We start from the raw sequence: 17,389 nt of genomic DNA on the forward strand, positions 1-17,389 counted from the left end.
AGCGCAGCGGTGGTTCCGGAGGTCACGCGCAGACGATCCGGCCCGTCCGCGCTCGTCGCACGGGTCGTCGCGGCACTCGTGCTCCTCGGGGTGGTCGTCGTCGGACTGCTGGCGGCGGCGCCCGCGTCGGCGCACGGCTTCAGCTCGGTCGTCCACGCCGACGTCACGTCGACGGAGCCCGAGTCGGTGCGGGCCGAGCTCGGGCTCGAGTACGACCTGATGCTCGTGTCGGTCGCCACGAGCGAGCACGACGACGCACTGCACGAGCAGGGCCAGCGGGCCTGGGACGACGGCGACTTCCCCGGCATGGTGACGGCGGCCGAGGCGCACACCGACGCGATCGGGGAGTACGTCCTCGACCGGTTCACGGTCACCGGTGCCGGCGGGCAGGCCTGCACGGGCGAGCTCGACGACACGGTCGCGGTCGACATCCAGGACGAGGTGCCCTACGCCCAGGTCGCGGTGGACTTCACCTGCCCGGAGCCGTCGGAGACGCAGTCCGGCCACGTGGTGTCGTCGGAGCTGTTCCCCGACGACGAGTCGTTCGTGCGCGACACCAAGACGATCGTCACGTACGACGTCGACGACCGGACGGGCTCGGCCACCCTCGACGCCGAACAGCCCTCGTTCTCGACCGAGCAGTCGGCGGGGGAGCGCTTCTGGGAGTTCTTCCGCCTCGGCGCGGAGCACCTGCTGTCCGGGATCGACCACATCCTGTTCCTCGTCGCGCTCATCGCCGGGTCGCGGCGCCTGCGCGAGGTCGTCTACACGGCGTCCGCCTTCACGGTCGCGCACTCGATCACGTTCATCCTCGCCGCGCTCGGCGTGGTCAGCCCGCCCGCGATCGTGGTCGAGCCCCTCATCGCGCTGTCGATCGCCGCGGTCGCCGGCTGGTACCTGTGGCGGCTCTGGCGCCGTCGCTCGCGGGCGGACGAGCTCGTCGTCGGCGAGCACGGGCACTTCGCGCTCGACCGGTCCGGGTGGACGCGCCTGGCGGTCGTCTTCGCGTTCGGGCTCATCCACGGGCTCGGCTTCGCTGGGGCCCTCGGCATCCACGAGGCGTTCTCGTGGCAGCTGCTCGTGTCGCTCCTCGTCTTCAACATCGGCATCGAGGCCGTGCAGCTCGCGATCATCGTCATCGTGTTCCCGCCCCTGTCGCTGCTGCGGCGGAAGGCGCACCGGGCGTCGCTCTGGGTCACCGGGATCGTCACCGCGGGGGTGTTCGTGATGGGCATGATCTGGTTCGTCGAGCGCCTGGCGGCGGGCTGACCTGCGGGCCGACGACGGATCGGCGTCGGCCCGACGGCGAAGCGTCACTCAGCGTTCACCAAGACGTTTTGCAGTGCATGCAGAGTCTTCCGTGCTGCACCATCCCACGTCTGAGAAACGGACCCCCATGAGTCTCCTGTCCGGCGCCACTACCCGGCGCAGATCCACCACCCTCCGCGTCTGCGGAGCCGTCCTCGGGGCCGCGCTCATCGCCGGCGCCTCGGTGGTCGGCACGAACACCGCCACCGCGGCGACGAACACCCCCACCACGAACATCTCGACCGGTGGCCCCATCCACATCCTGCTCGGCGTCGGCGCGACCGAGAGCCAGCGCATCGCCTCGTGGTACTTCCCCACGAACGTCGCGCAGTCGCTCGAGATCCAGGAGACCGCGTCGATGACCGACGGCGTCTTCACCGACGCCAAGCGGACCATCGCCGCCTCGAAGGCCGCGAACACCGCCGCCGACACGAGCACGACGGACTCGAACACCCGGAACATCGAGGGCATCGCCGCGCAGTCCGGCTACGTCAACGCGCACGCGACGATCTCGGCCCTCAAGCCGAACACCTCGTACACCTACCACGTCGGTGCCGCGGACGGCTCGGCCTGGTCGGCGTCGTACACGTTCACCACGAAGAGCTTCTCCGGCGACTTCGACTTCCTGTTCTTCGGTGACCCGCAGATCGGTTCGTCGGGCTTCACCGACGACGACGGCGCCGGCTGGGCGGACACGCTCGAGTACGCCACGCGGACCGAGCCGGACGCCGAGCTCCTCGTCTCCGGCGGCGACCAGGTCGAGCACGCCAACAACGAGTACGAGTGGGGCGCGTTCGCCGACAGCAGCGACGTGCTGAAGCGCTACCCGTGGGCCTCGACCATCGGCAACCACGACGTGGGCGGCAAGGCGTACGAGCAGCACAACCAGGTGCCGAACTCGCTCAAGGTGCCGGACTTCTACCCGGGCGGCAACAGCACCGCGAACTCGGGCGGTGACTACTGGTACATGTACAAGGGCGTCCTGTTCATCGACATCAACTCGAACGCCTACACCGCCGGTTCGGACGGCTCGCACGTCAACTACGTGCGCGACGTGATCAACCGCCACGGCGACGACGCGAAGTGGACGACGCTGGTCTACCACCACTCGATCTACTCGCCGGCCGACCACGCGAACGACCGTGACAACCAGCAGCGCCGGTTCGACTTCACGCGGGCGTTCTCGGACATGGGCGTCGACCTCGTCCTGCAGGGCCACGACCACTCCTACTCGCGCAGCTACGCGATCAAGAACGGCAAGAAGGCCAACGTCAACGAGCAGCCCGCTGCTCCCGAGGTCTTCTCCGGCCCCGGCGGCGTCATCTACATGACCGCGAACTCGGCCTCCGGCTCGAAGTACTACGACCTCACCACCCCGGACGCCACCCAGGGCGGTTACGGCGCGGACCCGCTCGACCCCACCGGTCAGCGTCACTTCACCAACTCGGTCGAGAACCAGGAGCACGTCCGCACCTTCGTGAAGGTGTCGGTCACCGACGAGAAGCTGGCCATCGAGAACATCCGCGCCAGCGACTGCGCCACGCTCAACTCGGCCGTCCAGCACGGCAAGGTCGACAGCTGCGGTGTGACGCTGCAGCCGACGGCCTCGGCCGACCCGGCGCCGATCGGTTCGACGGTCGACCAGTTCGACCTGCACGCCACGCTGCCCGCCACCACGACGACCCTGTCGTCGTCGGCCGACGAGCAGACCTACCGCACCGCGAAGCCGGTCACGGTCACCGCGACCATCGCCGGCGGCATCGGCGTCCAGCAGGGCACCGTGACGTTCAAGGACGGCGCGAAGGTGCTCGGCACCGCTCCGGTGAAGGACGGCGCGGCGAGCATGACGCTGCCGAGCACGCTCGCCATCGGCAAGCACGCCCTGACCGCGCAGTTCGTCAACGCGGACTCGACCTACTCGGGGACCGACTCCACGGCGAAGGCCATGACGGTCACCGTCGAGAAGGCCCCGTCGCGCACCGCCATCAAGTACAGCGGTGGCAAGGCGACGGTCCAGGTGAAGGCCACCGGCTTCAGCGTCGACGGCACCGCCCGGATCTACCAGGGCTCGAAGCGCCTCGCCACCGTCACGGTCAAGGACGGCGTCGTCACCACGAAGCTCCCGCTGAAGAAGGGCCCGCACAAGCTGCACGCCGTCTTCGCCGGGACCTCGGAGCTCACGACGAGCACCAGCCCGACCATCTCGGTCGTCATCAAGTAGCACCGCACACAGCGAGGGCCCCGCGACTCCGGTCGTGGGGCCCTCGTCGTGTCGGAGCCGGCCGGCGGACCCGGCGGGGTACGTGCGCACCGACCGACTGCCAGGTTCGCCCCGATGTCCGCGGATCCCTAGGTGGCTGCGGGATCCGGGCGCATACTTCGAGTCACCGAGAATGCGCGCTCGTCTCCGACGAACCCTCGCCTCTCCCAGCAGGCAGAGGCACACCGTGCACACACCCCGCTCCGTCCGAGCACCCTTCCTCGCCGTCTCGATCGCCGCCGTCGCCGCGGTGATCACGTTCGGCAGCGCCGGCGCGGCATCGGCCGCGACCGTCATCGACGGACCCGTCGACCTGGGCACCGCGTCGACCTACGGCGTCCTCGGCGCGAGCGCGGTCACGAACACCGGCCCCTCCGTGATCAACGGCGACCTCGGGTTGTCGCCGGGCACGTCCATCACCGGCTTCGGCGGCGCACCGAACGGCGTCGTCAACGGCACCACGCACCAGACCGACGCAGCAGCCGCACAGGCCCAGCGCGACACCACCACCGCGTACGACGTCGCCGCGTCGCTCTCCCCGACCCAGACCGGTCTGACCGAGCTGAACGGCCGCTCGCTCTCGCCCGGCGTGTACTCCGGCGGCGCCCTCGCCCTGGCGGACAACGGTGCGCTGACCCTGGCCGGCAGCGCGGACTCCGTGTGGGTGTTCCAGGCCGCGTCGACCCTGACCATCGGATCCGCCAGCCAGATCGTGATCACCGGCGGTGCGAGCTCGTGCAACGTGTTCTGGCAGGTCGGCAGCTCCGCCACCGTCGGTACCGGCGCCGCGTTCCAGGGCACCGTCCTGGCGCAGCAGTCCGTGACCGCCACCACCGGCGCGACGGTGCAGGGCCGACTGCTGGCCCGCACCGGCGCGGTCACCCTCGACACGAACACGATCACGGCCTCCGACGGCTGCCCCGCGCCGGGCACGCCGTCCGAGTCGCCGACCATCACCTCGGGGACCCCGTCCGACGGCACCGTGGACGTGCCGTACTCGTCCACCGTCACCGCGACCGGCACCCCGAACCCGACCTTCACCGCCACTGGCCTGCCCGACGGCCTGACGATCGACAGCACCACCGGCGTCATCTCGGGCACCCCGACCACCCCGGGCACCTCGACCGTGACGATCACCGCATCGAACGGCACCAGCCCGGACGACACCAGCGTCGTCACGATCACCGTCCGCGCCCCGGCTCCGGTACCGACCGCGACGCCCACCCCGACCGCACCCGCAGTGGTGCCCACCGACACCCCGAGCGGCCCCGCGACCGCGGTCGCCGGTGGCGGCACCGGCACCGGGAGCGGCACCGCCCAGCCCACGGGCGAGCTCGCGTTCACCGGTTCGGACCCGACCGTCCCGCTGAGCATCGCCGCCGCGCTCCTGGCAGCGGGAGCCACGCTCCTCGTCCTGCTCCGTCGCCGCCGCACCGTCGGCCGGATCTGACCGACCAGCACGTCCGACGGCCCCGCGACCCCGGTCGCGGGGCCGTCGTCGTGCGCGCTCCCCGGTCGCCGTTCCGGTGAGGACCCTCAGGCTCGGCGGCCCGACCTCATCCTCCAGGGTGATCCGCCCCGCCGTCGGCGCTCCCTACTGTGGCGACGGAGCGTGCGGGGCGCACGACCGCAGCACCAGGGGAGACCACCGTGAACCGTTCGCCGAGACGACGATCCACCACCGCACTGCAGATCGCGTGTTCGACACTCGTGGCCGGGGCGCTGGTCGTCTCCGGCGCGATCGCCGCGGTGCCCGCCAGTGCGGCACCGGGCAACGCTCCGGCCGCGACGACGATCACCACCGCCGGGACACCCGTCGCGCAGGGCGACGGCTGGACGGTCACGCCGACCGACGGCGGGTTCACCGTCGTGCTCGACCTCGACGAACCCCTGCCCCTCCGTGCGGCGGCCCCGGTGCTGCTCGTCGACGGCACGGACATCGGCGCCGCGCAGACGAGCCTGGACCGGCGACAGCTGACGGTCACGACGGCCGACCCCGCGGTCGCCGACGCCCGGAGCGTCGAACTCGGGTGGTCGGGCGACGCCGACCTGCGGGGCAACCGGCAGGCGCCGACCGCGCCGCAGACGACGGCTCCGAGCGACGAGGCCGCGCCGCTGACCGAGGACCCCGCCGCGGCCGGACAGTACCGGGTCGCGCGCGCCGACTACGACCTGGGTGCCGAGGCCGTCGCGCTGAAGGGCTTCGGCCGCAAGGGCGAGATGCGTGCCGCGGTCTTCGTGCCGAAGGACGCACCCGGCGAACGGCCGGTCGTGGTCTTCCTGCACGGCCGCCACGAGGCGTGCTACGGCGGGACGCCCAACCCGCGGGCCTGGCCGTGCGGTCCGGGGCAGACCGACATCCCGAGCCACCGCGGCTACGACGCCGCGGCGACCGCACTCGCCAGCCGCGGCAACGTCGTCGTGTCGATCTCGGCGAACGCGATCAACGCCCTGGACGGCAGCTACGCCGACGACGGCGGGGCGGTCGCCCGCGGACAGCTCGTGCTCGACCACCTCGCCCTGCTGCAGCGCGCCGACGCCGGCCAGGAGCCGCGCCTGTCCCCGCTGCTCACCGGCAAGCTCGACCTGCAGGACGTCGGGCTCATGGGGCACTCGCGCGGTGGCGACGGTGTCGTCCGCGCCGCCCTGCTCAACATGCAGCGGACGAGCCCGTTCGGCATCCACGCGGTGCTGCCGCTCGCCCCGACCGACTTCGGCCGCATGACCCTGCCGGACACGAACACGGCGGTCGTGCTGCCGTACTGCGACGGCGACGTGTCCGACCTGCAGGGCCAGCACTTCTTCGACGACTCCCGCACGGCCTTCGGTGACGACGTCCTGCGGTCGTCGGTGCTGGTGATGGGGGCGAACCACAACTTCTTCAACACCACGTGGACCCCCGGCAAGTACGCCAAGGCGTCGTCCGACGACTGGTGGGACCAGTCCGACGCGGTCTGCGGGGCGAAGGGGAAGCGGACCACCCGGCTCTCCGCCGACGCGCAGGACGCCGTCGGCACACGCCTGATCAGCGGGTTCTTCCGCCTGACGCTCGACGGCGACCAGCAGTTCCTGCCGATGTTCGACGGCACGAACCGCCAGCCCGCGGCGCTCGCCGACGCCGACGTCCGCGTCAGCGCGTCGCAGCCCGGGGCCGCTCGTCGCGACCTCGCCCGGTTCGACACCGCCGACCGCGCGATCACCACGACCGGTGCCCTCCGCGCGACGAACTGTGCGAGCACCGATTTCCTGCCGGCCAAGCAGTCCCTGCCCGCGTGCGTCTCGATGATGTCGAACGCGCCGGACTTCACGCCGTCCTGGTTCGCCGCGTCCGTCCCGGCGACCCCCTCGCTGCACGTCACCCCGACCGCTGCGGCGACCGGCGGTCAGGTGCACGTGCCGGTCGCGGCCGCCGCCGGTGACCTCTCCGGGTTCCAGGCGCTCTCGCTCCGGCTGACCCCGGACGACACCGCGACGAAGAACGCCGACCTGTCGATCACGCTCCGAGACGCCTCCGGCGCGACCGCCACCCGACGCATCGCCGACGTCAGCCGTGCCGGGCAGGTCATGCCGGGCACCCGTGACGCCCCGCGCAAGACCCTGCTGCAGCAGGCCCGCCTGCCGCTCGCCTCGTTCACCGGCGTCGACCTGGCCACCGTGCGCGAGGTGACGATCGACGTGCCCGCGAAGACCGGCGGCGTGCTGCTGAGCGACCTGTCGGCGCTCCCCGCCGCGACGCTGGGCAGCCCGACGGTCACGGACCGTCCCACTGCCCGCATCGCCGACCGCTTCGTCGACGAGGGCCGTGGTCGCACGGTGGTCCGCGCCGCGGTCGTGCTGTCCCGCCCGGCCGAGCAGGCCACCACGGTGTTCTTCGACCTCGACCAGGCCTACGACGAGCGCATCCGACCGGCCGTCAAGCCGATCACGTTCCAGCCCGGCGAGGTCTGCAAGGCGGTCGCCGTGTCGGTGAACGGCGACCGCACCCCCTCGTCCTCCCGGCTCGTCGACTACCCGATGACCGTCAGCAACACGCAGGGCGGCTCGGTCATCGGCGACTCGATCGGCACGATGCGCATCCGCGAGGACGACGGCGTGCGGAACGAGTGGGATCGGGCCGTCGCGTCGGCGCCGGCCGTCGGGACCCCGGGTGACGCCTGCGCCGAGGCCCAGGCGACGAGCACGACCATCGCGGTCACCCCGACGAGTGTCCGGAAGGGCGGCAAGGTCGCGATCTCGGCGACCGGCTTCCGTGCCGGCGAGTCGGTCACGGTGAGCGTCGACGGCGGACGAGCCACCCGCACCACGGCGAACGCCGACGGCAAGGTCCGGCTGAAGATCACGGGGACCGTGGCGTCGCTCGGTACCGGCACGCACGTCGTGCACGCCCGCGGGTACGGCTCCGACCAGCGAGCGAGGGGCACCTTCACGACGACACGGTGACCCGGGGGTCGGTCGAAGTGCGGACTGGTGCGACCCCGGAACGGGGGGTGAAGATGACCCATCAGTTGCACAGAGCAACTGGCAGGTGCTTCACCGACAGAGGAGTCGTCATGAAGAAGTCCATCGCAGCCGCGTTCGCCGCGGTCGCCGTCGTCACCGCCGGCGTGTTCGCCGCCTCGCCCGCGTCCGCGCTGCCCGTCAGCACGAAGGTCGTCGGCGGCGAGAAGGCCCCCACCACGTCGTGGGCGGTGCAGCTCGAGGCGTCCGGCGGTTCCATCCCGTCCGGCTACGTCAGCACCTGCACCGGCGAGCAGCTCAACGCCTCGTGGATCCTCACGGCCCGGCACTGCATCGACGGCATCGGCGCGATGAACGTCTACCACTCGAACTCCACGGTCAACCGCGGCTCCGCCGTCGCGGTCGACCGCGTGAGCACCTCGCCCGCCGGAGACATCGCACTCGTGCACCTGCGCAGCTCGTACGCGCTGTCCAGCTACGCACCCCTCGACCTGACCGCGACCGCGAAGTCGAGCGGCACCGGCACCATCCAGGGCTACGGCCTCCGCGCGAACGCGACGCAGTCCGACGGCCTGTACCAGGCCACGGTCTCGCTCACCGGTGCCAGCACCGACGCCTTCGGCGGTCGCGCCCAGCACCTCACCGGGGTGACCGGCGCGTCCAACCACGGTGACTCCGGTGGCCCGCTGCTCGTCAACGGCAAGGTCGTCGCGGTGTGCTCGACCGGCGACAGCGCCGACCCCGGCGCGAACACCCGGGCCGGCTCGAACTACGCCCTGCTGTCGCAGGCGTCGTCCTGGATCCGCACCACGGCAGGCGTCTGAACCAGCTGACGGACGGGAGGCGCGGTGCGGGCCCGTACCGTGCCTCCCGTCCGTCGTCCAGCCGTCTTCAGGGACCCGGCTCGCCCACCTGGGGCGGGTCGCAGACGACGCTGGCGGCTCCCGCCTCGTCCAGGGTGCCGGGGAAGTTGCAACGGGCGAACGTGCCCTCCGGGTCGTGGCGACTCGACGGCCGGGTGATCGACGAACCGGCGATCAGGGCGAGCAGCGCCGCTCGGCGCTCGCCGGTGATCGCGGCTTCCCGGCCCTCGCGGACGAGCAGGGAGATCTTGCTTCCGCGACGCCTGCCGAACCGCAGCGAGAGCATGTCCGGTTCGTTGTTCGTGATCGGGTCGAGCTCGGCCACGTCCACGTCGGAGAACGCGAGCGTCCGTCCGCGGATCCGGACGCGCCCACGACCGACGTCGATCGCGAAGGGACGGGTCTGCAGCAGCACGAGGCCCCACAGCGCCGCGAGGACCAGACCGGTCCCGGCGAAGCAGATCGGCACGGCCATCCACCCGAGCAGCTCGAACAGGCTCTCGCCGCCCCTCGGGAGGAACGCGCTCGCCGCTCCGAGCACCAGGAAGAACGGCATCATCCGGCGGAAGCGCGCACGGAAGACCCGCCGTTTCGGCTCGTCGTCGAACTCGACCCAGTGCGCCTCCGTCACGCCTGCACCGTACCCGGCGCACCAGGGGCGAGCACCGCGCCGGAGCGTGACGCTGAGGGCGCGTTCACGCACGACGACGACAGTGGCCCCATGAGCCAGTACGACAAGCGCGATCCGAACACCCTCTACCCCGCACCGCCGTACCCGAAGCAGGAGCAGTCGCTGCCGGGTGCCGCGTGGAAGATGGACCCGAAGCCCGACCACGGTGAGGACAGCTACGTCGGCAAGGAGCGGCTGACCGGCTACCGCGGCATCGTGACCGGCGCCGACTCCGGCATCGGCCGTGCCGCCGCGATCGCCCTGTCGCGCGAAGGTGCCGACCTGGTGCTGTCGTACCTGCCCGACGAGCAGGAGGACGCCGAGCAGGTCCGCGACCTGCTCGAGTCCGAGGGGCGTCGTGCCGTCCTGTTCCCGGGCGACATCTCGGACGAGCAGTACTGCATCGACCTGGTACAGAAGGGCGTCGACGAGTTCGGCGGCCTGGACACCCTGGTGATGGTCGCCGGGCGGATGGACAGCAACGACGACATCCTGACGCTCGACACGTCGATGTTCGACTCGACGTTCAAGACCAACATCTACTCGCTGTTCTGGCTGACGAAGGCCGCCGTCCCGCACCTGGAGCCGGGATCGACCATCGTCACCACCGGTTCGATCCAGGCGTCGACGCCGTCGCCCGACAAGATCGACTACGCCGTGTCGAAGGGCGCGATCAAGCTCTTCACCGAGGCCGTCGCGCAGCAGCTCGCGCCCAAGGGCATCCGCGTGAACTCCGTCGCCCCGGGGCCGGTGTGGACCCCGCTGCAGCCGGGCTCCGACGACGCCGAGACGGTGTCGCACTTCGGCGAGAGCTCGCCGTTCGGTCGCCCCGGCCAGCCTGCCGAGCTCGGTGCCGCCTACGTGCACCTGGTCAGCCCGGAGTCGAGCTACCAGTCCGGTTCGACCATCACGATCGCCGGCGGCACCCCCGCCTTCTGATCGACGACGACGAAGAGACAGGAGACACCGTGTCCGCAGTGACGCACACCGTGCTGGTGGAGTGGGACGGCGACGACCGGTCCGTCGAGGCCTCGAGGCTGTCGCGCGAGCACCTGCCGCGGATCGAGGGCGTCGAGTCGGTGCAGGCAGGCCCCAGCGTCAGCACCGAGGGCAAGGAGGGCGGCTTCGAGTGGATGCTGGTCGTGCGGTTCCGCGACCAGGACGCCCTCGCCGGGTACCTGCCGCACCCGGAGCACCGCCCGGTCGCCGAGTACATCGGCGCCTCGAGCGCCCGCGTGGTCGTGTTCGACGTCGAGGACGTCGAGGACGCCGAGTAGCCGTCCGCGCGCGACGCCCGACCGGACGGGGCGGGCCACTGGCAGGATGACGACATGGCCAGTGCTGTCCGCCTCGTCCGGTCCGACGTCCTCAGCGACCGCGCGGAGTACGCGTACGCGTCCGTGGTGCCGGGCGGTACCCGGCTCGTCTTCCTCGCCGGTGCCTGCCCGCTCGAGTCCGACGGATCGACCGCCGCAGTCGGGGACCACGCCGGACAGGCGGCGAAGTGCATCGAGACGCTGCGGGAGGCCCTGCGTGCCGCCGGTGCGTCGATGGAGGACGTCGCGAGCACCCGGGTGCTGGTCGCCACCACGCGGCAAGCCGACCTCGTCGCCGTGTGGGACGTCGTCCGGGACGCCTTCGGGGAGCACGACGTGCCGAGCACGCTGCTCGGTGTGACCGTGCTCGGCTACGACGACCAGCTCGTCGAGATCGAGGCGGTGGCGGCGGTCCCCGACGACCGCTGACCTCGCTGACCTCGCTGGCCTGCTCGCCGGACCCGCGTCGTCGGTGCTCGCTCCGTCGGTCCCGATCCCGGTCTCGTCAGCGCCCGACCACCTCCCGCCCGAGCAGTCCGAGCAGGGCGAGGGCGTCGGCATCGGGTGAGCCGACGGGCGCCGTGTAGAGCACGAGGTGCTGGTCCTGGTCGGTGAGCGCGAGGCTGTCGCAGTCGACCGTGACCGTGCCCACCGCCGCGTGGTGGAACGTCTTCGTCAGGACGGGCGAGGTCTGCACGTCGTGCCGGTCCCACAGTCGGGCGAACTCGGCGTTGCCGTCCCGGAGCTCGTCGACCAGGCCGAGCAGCTCGGGGTCGTCCGGGTACCGTGTCCGGCTCGTGCGCAGCTGCATGACGACGTGCTGTCGGAACTCGGCGCCGTCGGCGATGCCGTACGGGGCCGCGTCGGGCTGCGGGTCCGAGGGGAACGCGCGGCGGGCCAGGTTCCGTTCCTCGGGCGCGAGCGCGCCGAAGTCCTCCAGCAGCGCCGCCGCGAGCGGGTTCCAGGCGAGCACCTCGAACGTCGCGGACAGCACGATCGCGGCGGTCTGCGGCAGCCGCTCGACGAGGGCGAGGATGCTCGGCCGGACCTCGCGCTGGACCCGTCCGGCCTGCAGCGGTGCCGTGCCGGCCAGGGCGTGCAGGTGGTCGGACTCGGCCGGCGTCAGGCGGAGGGAGCCGGCGATCCCGGCCAGGACCTCGGCGGACGGCCGCGGTGCCCGCCCCTGCTCGAGGCGCACGTAGTACTCGGTGGAGATGTGGGCGAGGACCGCGACCTCCTCGCGGCGGAGGCCCGGCGTGCGCCGCCGGGGTCCCGTCGGCAGCCCGACGTCCTCCGGCCGGAGCCGTTCGCGTCGCGAGCGCAGGAAGGCGGCGAGTTCGGGCTTGTCCATGCCCCGATCCTGCTCCCGTGTGCGCGCCGGATCCTGGTACCGCTCGTACCTGTATCCACGCTCCCGCCCGGCCCCACGCTGTCGGCATGACCAACGAACCCACCACCACCCACGCCGGACTCCTCGCCGACAAGGTCGTCCTCATCACCGGTGCGAGCCGCGGCATCGGTGCGGCAGCGGCCCGGCTCTTCGCCCGTGAGGGGGCTCGGGTCGTCCTCGCCGCCCGCAGCACGGACGCACTCGCCGACCTCGTCGCCGAGGTCCGCGCGGCCGGCGGCACCGCGGACGCCGTCGCGCTCGACCTGGCCGACCCCGCCAGCATCCGGGCCGCTGTCGCCCGCGTCGACGAGCTCCACGGCCGACTCGACGGCGCCTTCAACAACGGTGCGACCATCCAGCAGCCCGGCCCCCTCGACAGCACCAGCGACGAGGACATCGACACCCAGTTCGCCGTGAACTTCCGCGGCCACTGGGTGGCGATGACCGCCGAGGCTGCGCTCATGCGTCGATCCGGTGCGGGTGCCATCGTGAACACGTCGAGCATCGGCAGCCGTCGCGCCAACCCGGCGCTGCCCGCCTACGGCGCGATGAAGCGGGCGCTGAACAGCATCACCGAGACGGCGGCCGTCACCTGGGCGCCCGAGCACATCCGGGTGAACGGCATCACGCCGGGCGGCACGGCGACCGAGATGATCGAGGCGTGGGAGGCCGCGACCCCGGGCGTCACCGAGCAGATCAACGCCTCGGTCCCGCTGGGTCGGATGGCTGAGCCGATCGAGGTCGCCGAGGTCGCGGCGTGGCTGCTCAGCGACCGCGCCTCGATGGTCACCGGCGCGATCGTCCCCGTCGACGGGGGAGCGGGGGCCTGACGCCCTCACTCCACCAACGCCTGCGCCCCCACGACCACCGCGAGGGCCAGCCGCTCCGCGTCCGCCGTCCCCGGCTCGGCCGTGTAGGCGAGGATCCGCAGGTCCTCCGGCCCGACGACCAGGGTGTCGCAGTCCAGCGTGATCAGGCCGACGTCCGGGTGGTCGATCACCTTCCGGCGGGCGGTCTCGCCCAGCGCCGTCGCGCCCGAGTCCCACAGTTCGACGAACCGGGGGCTGGCCGCACGCAGGTCGCGCACGAGCTGCTGCAGCTGGCGGTCGAGCGGGTAGCGGGCCGCGGTCATCCGGAGGCCGGCGACCAGGGTCTCCTCGAACGCGGCCTGCTCGTCGGGCGTGTGCACGGCGCGGCTGCCGGAGCCGACCAGGTGCCGCCAGGTGGTGTTCCGCTCGTGGCCGCGGAGCGCGGCGATCGGTCCCATGAGGGCGTCGTAGGGGGCGTTCGCGACGAGCAGGTTGCCGGCGGCGTCGAGGACCGCGACGGGGGTGTCCGCCAGCCGGTCGAGCAGCCGCTGCACGCTCGGCGGGATCCGCGTCGGCACGACGTCGGCGCCGGGGACGGCGTGGCCGGCCAGGCGGTAGAGCAGCTCGCGGTCGGCGTCGGTGACGCGGAGCGCCCGGACGAGCGCCTCGACGACCTGCGCCGACGGCGAGGTCGCCCGCCCCTGCTCGAGCCGGGTCAGGTAGTCGGCGGAGATCCCTGCCAGGCCCGCGAGCTCCTCTCGCCGGAGCCCCGCCGCTCGTCGACGCGGTCCGACGACGACGCCCGCCGCGGCCGGGGTGACGTGGTCGCGCAGCCGCCGCAGGGTGTGCCCGAAGTCCGTGTCCGCCATGACCTCAGTCTGCGCGCGCGGCGGCCCGCGAGTCCTGGCCCCGCCAGTCCTACGACAACCGGGCGACTCCCTGCCCGACGGCACGAGGGCGACGCTGGGGCCATGACAACGACACTCATCACCGGGGCCACCCGCGGCCTCGGCAAGGAAACCGCCCGCCAGCTCGTCGAGGCCGGTCACACGGTCTGGATCGGCGCCCGCGACGCCGAACAGGGAGCGGCGGTCGCCGCCGAGATCGGCGCCCGCTCCGTGCAGCTCGACGTCCGCGACGACGCCTCGGTCGCCGCCGCCTTCGCGCACGTCGCGGCGAACGGCGGACTCGATGTCCTCGTCAACAACGCCGGCATCGCCGTGTGGGGGCAGGACGGCCCCCAGGCGCTCGCCGTGTTCGACACGAACGCCGTCGGCACGATCCGCGCGACCGAGGCCGCGCTGCCGCTCCTGCGCCGCTCCGCGAACCCGATCGTGGTGAACCTCTCGAGTGCGCTCGGCTCGTTCACCGCCACCCACGACCCGTCGAAGCCCGCGTTCACCGTGCCGGCCGTGGTCTACGGCGCATCGAAGGCGGCCGTCTCGATGCTGACGGTGCAGTACGCGAAGATCGCGCCCGAGGTGCACTTCGTCGCCGTCGAACCCGGCTACACGGCCACCGAGTTCGGTGGCATGCCGAACCCGCACGGTCGCCCCGTCGAGGTGAGCGCGGCCACGATCGCGGCCGCCGCGAGCGCCGGCCCGGAGGGCCCGACCGGCGTGTTCCTGGAGGACGGCCAGCCGCTCGGGTGGTGACGCCGCGACGGACCGGGCCCACGCCGCCGGTTCCGGGTCGACGCGCCAGCGGCGTACCGGCCGTGCCGGTGGGGGGAGGCACGGTGCCAGCTGGCACCGCGCCTCCAGGCCGTCGATCGGTCGCGTCTACAGCAGCTGGCGCGCGTTGGTCGACGCCAGGTCCAGCAGCTCGTCGCCGCGACCCGACAGCACCGTGCGGATGGCGTAGAGCGTGAAGCCCTTCGCCTGCTCGAGCGTGACGGCCGGGGGCATGGAGAGCTCCTGCCGGTTCGCGCGGACCGACACGAGCGCGGGGCCGTCGTGCGCGAGCGCGGCGGCCATCGCGTCCTCGAAGTCGTCGGACACGTCGACCCGGAAGCCCTTGATGCCCATCGCCTCGGCGACGGCGGCGAAGTCCGGGTTCGTCAGCTCGGTGCCGTAGTTCACGAAGCCGGCGGCCTTCATCTCGAGCTCGACGAAGTTGAGCGACGAGTTGTCGAACACGACGATCTTCACCGGCAGTTCGTTCTGCACGATCGTGACGAGCTCGCCGAGCAGCATCGTGAGTCCGCCGTCACCCGCCATGGCGATGACCTGCCGGTCCGGGAACGCCGTCTGCGCGCCGATCGCCTGCGAGACCGCGTTCGCCATCGACCCGTGCCAGAACGACCCGATCAGTCGACGCTTGCCGTTCATGGTGAGGTACCGCGACGCCCACACGACCGGGGAACCGACGTCGGGGATGAACACGGCGTCCTCCGCGGCGAGCCGGTCGAGCACCCGGGTGACGTACTGCGGGTGCAGCGGCTTGTGTCGGCCAGCGGGGACGGCGAGGTCGTCGAGCTTCTCGCGGGTCTTCCGGTAGTGCTTCAGGGAGTCCTGCAGGTGCTTCGACGGGTGCGACCCCGTGAGCAGCGGGATGAGCGCGAGCGCGGTGTCCTTCACTGTGCCGACCAGCCCGATGTCGACGGGGTGCCGGCGTCCGAGCTGCGACCCGCGGATGTCGACCTGCACGTGCTTCGCCTGCTCGGGGAAGAACTGCGGGTACGGGAAGTCGGTGCCGAGCATGAGCACGACGTCGGCGTCCTCCATGGCGCGGTAGCCGGACGAGAAGCCGAGCAGCCCGGTCATGCCGACGTCGTACGGGTTGTCGTACTCGATGTACTCCTTGCCGCGCAGGGCGTGCACGATGGGGGCCTGCAGGCGCTCGGCCAGGGCGACGACCTCGTCGTGGGCGTCGACGACACCGGCGCCGGCCAGGATCGTGATCTTGTCCGCCCCGTTCAGCAGGTCGGCCGTCTCCTGCAGCTCGGCGTCGCTCGGCACGATGCGCGGCGTGGTGCGCTCGATGCGGGAGACGCGGTCGCTCTTCGCCTCGGCGAGCAGCACGTCGCCGGGGATGACGAGCACCGCGACCCCGCGCTTCTCGACCGCCTCACGCATCGCGATCTCGAGCAGGCGGGGCATCTGCACCGGGTCGGCGACGTACTCGACGTACACCGAGCACTCGCGGAACAGCTCCTGCGGGTGGGTCTCCTGGAAGTAACCGGTACCGATCTCCGCCGTCGGGATGTGCGCCGCGATCGCCAGCACCGGCACGCGGGAGCGGTTCGCGTCGTACAGGCCGTTGATCAGGTGCAGGTTGCCGGGGCCACAGCTGCCCGCGCAGACGGCCAGCTCCCCGGTCAGGCCGGCCTCGGCACTCGCGGCGAAGGCAGCAGCCTCCTCGTGCCGGACGTGCTCCCACCGGATCGTGCCGTCCCGGCGCAGGGCGTCCGTGAAGCCGTTGAGGGAGTCACCCGGCAGGCCGTAGACGCGCTCGACGTCGTTGGCGCGGAGGGTGGCGACGATGTTCTCGGCAACAGTTGGCATGCATCCTGTCTACTCGCGCGCGCCTGCGCTGAGTGCTTTCAGAGGCTCGTGGCGGACCCGACCGCAGGCGGCCCTGGGACGATGGTCGGATGACCGCCGACGCGCCGCTCCTCCGCTCCCGCCACCCGGAACCTGCCGGGTACGGGATCCTCGAGCGCTCGCCGTACCCGCTGGTCTCGGTCGTGACGGCCGTCGTCGCGGTCGTGGTCATCACCCTGGTCGGGTTCACCCTGGGCACCGTGGACCTCGGGCTGTCGAAAGCCCTCAACGCGCTGCACACCGGCGTCGTCGGCGGCTTCAGCGACGCCGTCTACCACGTCATCAGTCCCGCGCCGGCGATCGGGATCACGGTCGTCGTCGTGGCGGTCGTCTGGTGGCGGACCCGCGACCTGCGGCCGGCCATGGCGTTCGGCGGCACGATCGCGATCACGTGGGTGCCGTCCGCCGTCGTGAAGGAGATCGTGCACCGTGCCCGACCGGACGTGTCCGTGCTGCCCCACCCGTTCCCGGTGCAGCCCGACCCCGGGTACCCGAGTGGGCACACCGTCTACATCACCGCGTTCGTCATCGCCCTGATCTGGCTGCTCCGCGAGACCCGGTGGCACCGCCTGGCGCTGACCCTGGGGGTCGTCGCGATCGTGGTCGTGTTCTTCGCGGTGTCCATCGCCGCGGTGCACTACCCGACGGACGCCGCCGCCTCGATCCTGTGGGCGCTCGCCGTGGCGCCGGGCGTCCGGGTGGTGTGGGTGGACTGGGTCATGCCGCGGGTGCCGTTCCTGCGGCCGCGGCATGACCCAGTCCACCCACCC

Annotated in this window: 15 protein-coding genes; 11 read left to right on the forward strand and 4 right to left on the reverse strand. The window is 72.0% G+C overall.

Going from position 1 to position 17,389, the window contains the following annotated elements; translation table 11 throughout:
- The first annotated feature begins 9 nt into the window (after window positions 1–9).
- The 5 genes from LEL83_RS14965 to LEL83_RS14985 all read left to right on the forward strand — a co-directional run bounded on the left by LEL83_RS14965 (window position 10) and on the right by LEL83_RS14985 (window position 8,850).
- Window positions 10–1,269 (forward strand): HupE/UreJ family protein, encoded by a 1,260-nt coding sequence (locus LEL83_RS14965; RefSeq protein WP_225559419.1) that lies wholly within the window; start codon window positions 10–12, stop codon window positions 1,267–1,269.
- Between the two features lie 127 nt (window positions 1,270–1,396).
- Entirely contained in the window at window positions 1,397–3,529 is a 2,133-nt protein-coding gene (locus LEL83_RS14970) for an Ig-like domain repeat protein (RefSeq protein ID WP_225559406.1), read from the forward strand.
- 226 nt (window positions 3,530–3,755) lie between these two features.
- On the forward strand, window positions 3,756–5,018 hold the full coding sequence (locus tag LEL83_RS14975) for an ice-binding family protein (protein ID WP_225559407.1): 1,263 nt from the start codon (window positions 3,756–3,758) through the stop codon (window positions 5,016–5,018).
- Window positions 5,019–5,218: 200 nt separating this feature from the next.
- Window positions 5,219–8,008 (forward strand): alpha/beta hydrolase, encoded by a 2,790-nt coding sequence (locus LEL83_RS14980; RefSeq protein ID WP_225559408.1) that lies wholly within the window; start codon window positions 5,219–5,221, stop codon window positions 8,006–8,008.
- A 110-nt stretch (window positions 8,009–8,118) separates the two neighbouring features.
- Complete coding sequence (locus tag LEL83_RS14985) at window positions 8,119–8,850, forward strand: S1 family peptidase (protein ID WP_198657389.1); 732 nt, start codon at window positions 8,119–8,121, stop codon at window positions 8,848–8,850.
- 67 nt (window positions 8,851–8,917) lie between these two features.
- Here the strand turns inward: LEL83_RS14985 and LEL83_RS14990 are convergent, their stop codons facing one another.
- Window positions 8,918–9,520, reverse strand: a complete 603-nt coding sequence (locus tag LEL83_RS14990; protein WP_225559409.1) for a hypothetical protein — start codon at window positions 9,518–9,520, stop codon at window positions 8,918–8,920.
- A gap of 90 nt (window positions 9,521–9,610) precedes the next feature.
- On the opposite strand from LEL83_RS14990, the gene LEL83_RS14995 reads away from it, so the two are divergent.
- Genes LEL83_RS14995 through LEL83_RS15005 form a run of 3 tightly spaced genes read left to right on the forward strand, consistent with a single transcriptional unit; the run spans window position 9,611 to window position 11,304 of the window.
- Entirely contained in the window at window positions 9,611–10,498 is an 888-nt protein-coding gene (locus LEL83_RS14995; protein ID WP_225559410.1) for an SDR family oxidoreductase, read from the forward strand.
- Between the two features lie 29 nt (window positions 10,499–10,527).
- Window positions 10,528–10,836, forward strand: coding sequence for a Dabb family protein (locus LEL83_RS15000; protein WP_225559411.1), 309 nt, complete (start codon window positions 10,528–10,530; stop codon window positions 10,834–10,836).
- Window positions 10,837–10,890: 54 nt separating this feature from the next.
- Window positions 10,891–11,304 carry a RidA family protein gene (locus LEL83_RS15005; protein ID WP_225559412.1) on the forward strand — a complete coding sequence of 138 codons (414 nt, stop codon included), beginning with the start codon at window positions 10,891–10,893 and terminating at the stop codon, window positions 11,302–11,304.
- Window positions 11,305–11,380: 76 nt separating this feature from the next.
- Here the strand turns inward: LEL83_RS15005 and LEL83_RS15010 are convergent, their stop codons facing one another.
- The gene (locus LEL83_RS15010; protein WP_225559413.1) at window positions 11,381–12,226 is read right to left on the reverse strand and encodes a helix-turn-helix transcriptional regulator; all 846 of its coding nucleotides are present in this window, start codon (window positions 12,224–12,226) and stop codon (window positions 11,381–11,383) included.
- 86 nt (window positions 12,227–12,312) lie between these two features.
- Between LEL83_RS15010 and LEL83_RS15015 the strand changes: the two genes are divergently transcribed.
- On the forward strand, window positions 12,313–13,095 hold the full coding sequence (locus LEL83_RS15015; RefSeq protein ID WP_225559414.1) for an SDR family NAD(P)-dependent oxidoreductase: 783 nt from the start codon (window positions 12,313–12,315) through the stop codon (window positions 13,093–13,095).
- Between the two features lie 5 nt (window positions 13,096–13,100).
- On the opposite strand, the gene LEL83_RS15020 is transcribed toward LEL83_RS15015, so the two are convergent.
- Window positions 13,101–13,943 carry a helix-turn-helix transcriptional regulator gene (locus tag LEL83_RS15020; protein ID WP_225559415.1) on the reverse strand — a complete coding sequence of 281 codons (843 nt, stop codon included), beginning with the start codon at window positions 13,941–13,943 and terminating at the stop codon, window positions 13,101–13,103.
- Window positions 13,944–14,045: 102 nt separating this feature from the next.
- Here LEL83_RS15020 and LEL83_RS15025 point away from each other — a divergent pair, with 102 nt between their 5' ends.
- Window positions 14,046–14,729 (forward strand): SDR family NAD(P)-dependent oxidoreductase, encoded by a 684-nt coding sequence (locus LEL83_RS15025; protein WP_225559416.1) that lies wholly within the window; start codon window positions 14,046–14,048, stop codon window positions 14,727–14,729.
- 126 nt (window positions 14,730–14,855) lie between these two features.
- Here the strand turns inward: LEL83_RS15025 and poxB are convergent, their stop codons facing one another.
- Window positions 14,856–16,580, reverse strand: a complete 1,725-nt coding sequence (gene poxB / locus LEL83_RS15030; RefSeq protein ID WP_225559417.1) for a ubiquinone-dependent pyruvate dehydrogenase — start codon at window positions 16,578–16,580, stop codon at window positions 14,856–14,858.
- Between the two features lie 89 nt (window positions 16,581–16,669).
- Here poxB and LEL83_RS15035 point away from each other — a divergent pair.
- Window positions 16,670–17,389 (forward strand): phosphatase PAP2 family protein (locus LEL83_RS15035; RefSeq protein WP_225559418.1); only part of this gene is annotated, 720 nt, incomplete at its 3' end.

This window comes from Curtobacterium oceanosedimentum (assembly GCF_020297365.1).
Taxonomy (GTDB): Bacteria; Actinomycetota; Actinomycetes; order Actinomycetales; family Microbacteriaceae; genus Curtobacterium.

What these genes read in the sequence shown, in the direction of transcription:
- LEL83_RS14970 (WP_225559406.1), top strand. Translation starts at nt 1,397, where the DNA reads ATGAGTCTCCTGTCCGGCGCCACTACCCGGCGCAGATCCACCACCCTC.
- LEL83_RS14985 (WP_198657389.1), top strand. Translation starts at nt 8,119, where the DNA reads ATGAAGAAGTCCATCGCAGCCGCGTTCGCCGCGGTCGCCGTCGTCACC.
- LEL83_RS14995 (WP_225559410.1), top strand. Translation starts at nt 9,611, where the DNA reads ATGAGCCAGTACGACAAGCGCGATCCGAACACCCTCTACCCCGCACCG.
- LEL83_RS15005 (WP_225559412.1), top strand. Translation starts at nt 10,891, where the DNA reads ATGGCCAGTGCTGTCCGCCTCGTCCGGTCCGACGTCCTCAGCGACCGC.
- LEL83_RS15010 (WP_225559413.1), bottom strand. Translation starts at nt 12,226, where the DNA reads ATGGACAAGCCCGAACTCGCCGCCTTCCTGCGCTCGCGACGCGAACGG.
- LEL83_RS15015 (WP_225559414.1), top strand. Translation starts at nt 12,313, where the DNA reads ATGACCAACGAACCCACCACCACCCACGCCGGACTCCTCGCCGACAAG.
- LEL83_RS15020 (WP_225559415.1), bottom strand. Translation starts at nt 13,943, where the DNA reads ATGGCGGACACGGACTTCGGGCACACCCTGCGGCGGCTGCGCGACCAC.
- LEL83_RS15025 (WP_225559416.1), top strand. Translation starts at nt 14,046, where the DNA reads ATGACAACGACACTCATCACCGGGGCCACCCGCGGCCTCGGCAAGGAA.
- poxB (WP_225559417.1), bottom strand. Translation starts at nt 16,580, where the DNA reads ATGCCAACTGTTGCCGAGAACATCGTCGCCACCCTCCGCGCCAACGAC.